The organism is Hymenobacter sp. AT01-02 (assembly GCF_000961955.2).
GTDB lineage: Bacteria > Bacteroidota > Bacteroidia > Cytophagales > Hymenobacteraceae > Hymenobacter > Hymenobacter mucosus.
Window position 1 is genome coordinate 1 of sequence record NZ_JZIR02000255.1, and the last position, 1,487, is coordinate 1,487.

3 protein-coding genes are annotated in these 1,487 nt (G+C 56.0%); all 3 read right to left on the reverse strand.

Annotated features, from left to right (window positions below; translation table 11 throughout):
• Positions 1-71 precede the first annotated feature (71 nt).
• Entirely contained in the window at positions 72-482 is a 411-nt protein-coding gene (locus VI25_RS22965) for an SUKH-3 domain-containing protein (protein ID WP_082455843.1), read from the reverse strand.
• Between the two features lie 68 nt (positions 483-550).
• The gene (locus VI25_RS22970) at positions 551-748 is read right to left on the reverse strand and encodes a hypothetical protein (RefSeq protein WP_152981807.1); all 198 of its coding nucleotides are present in this window, start codon (positions 746-748) and stop codon (positions 551-553) included.
• Positions 749-1,118: 370 nt separating this feature from the next.
• A partial coding sequence (locus VI25_RS22975) for a recombinase family protein (protein WP_173664811.1) occupies positions 1,119-1,487 on the reverse strand: 369 nt, incomplete at its 5' end.

The window sequence follows — 1,487 nt, forward strand, 5'->3', positions numbered from 1 at the left end:
TAGTTCAAGTTTCATGAGCTGGCGAAGGTAGAGCGGGTAAGGTAGGAGAATCTAGGGGACAGCTAGAGTGGTTACTCCGCCAGCTCCGGAATTTCCTGTACCGGCTGACTCTGACAGATCGCTTCGATGGCGGCCTCCCCGCTGCTAGCCAGCCAGCAGAGGTAGTCATCAAACCCGCCATACACCTGGCCGGTGTCATCCATGAAGAGTAACAGGTGATCGGTATACGCCTGACCAATGACACACAGAGTAGGGTTGCCGATGCGTTGCGCGTAGTTCTGCAGAACCCAGGACACGTCTACATCCCCTGCCGCTTCGCGGGCCTTGAAGTGAAAGGTGTCTTTCCTTCCTGCTCGCATAAACGTAACCTGTAGCCCGCCAAACTCTTGTAAGAACTTCTCCACGGCAGCAAACCACGGATAGCTTCTAGCGACAGTGACAGCCGATACCCCAGGGTGATAATGTTCTGGCCAGGGTACCAGCCCGCCTTAGTTAAGAGAGCATGGGTAGACGTAGAGAAGGCGCTCATAGTGGGTAGTAGAGGTGTAGCCTACACCTTTGGCGCTTGCCCTACCTCCGCCGTCAAGCGGCGGGAGAAGTGGTGACGTAACAAGAAGAACCCGATGCTCAGCTGCAAAGCGAAGGAGAGCACACTGCGCCCAATCACCTGTACGTCACTGTGCAGGAAGCCGGATACATCCCGAAAGCAATAATAGAGCAGCCAGCCGGTGTACAAGACATAGACCACTTTTGCCCAGGTTTTCCCGGCTTTCAGACCAAGTCCTAATGCGGTGAAAAAGCTAAGGAGTTAGAAGGCAGGTAAAGAGGATAATGCCTATCAGGGTATAGTCTGTGCTGTGTTTTGCCTCTGCCAGAGGCTTCAAGAGCATATACAGCGCGGGCAGCAGAAACAACACCATCGTCACCACATAGAGATACGAGGCGATGAGATAATCCTTACGTGGCGTTGGGTGCATAGCAGAGCGGATAGAGATATTACTTCAGCGGCCAGGTCCCCCTGAAAAGAAGAAAGAGTAAGGCTTATTCGACTAAATGTACTGATCGTCGCCTGCTGGAGCTAGTGCGTCTCCTCGGTTTGATCTGACCGCACCCGCAACTCACACGATTTTCGTTTCTAGCGTGGGCAGCAAGCGCTTCACGCCCATCGGGTGAAAAGCCTTCCCCCGCCGGGTACGATACCCGGATTCATTCAGTCGTGCGGCAATTTCCCGCAAGCTCACGCCCGTGGCCCGCAACAGCGTGGCCAATTGCGCTGCCTGCCGGTTACTCAGACTGGCCTGCGCATTGCGCTGCAAGGATTCTAGCGCTTTATCCCGCGACGCCTGGGTCAGGTTCGCCGGCGTCCCCAATTGAAAGCCCCGCGCCTTCTTGGCCGCCAGCGCATCGCGCGTGCGGGTGGAAATGGCCGTCGCCTCTTTTTGGGCCACCGCCGCCAGGATGTGCAAGGTAAACTCATCGGCCGCCGG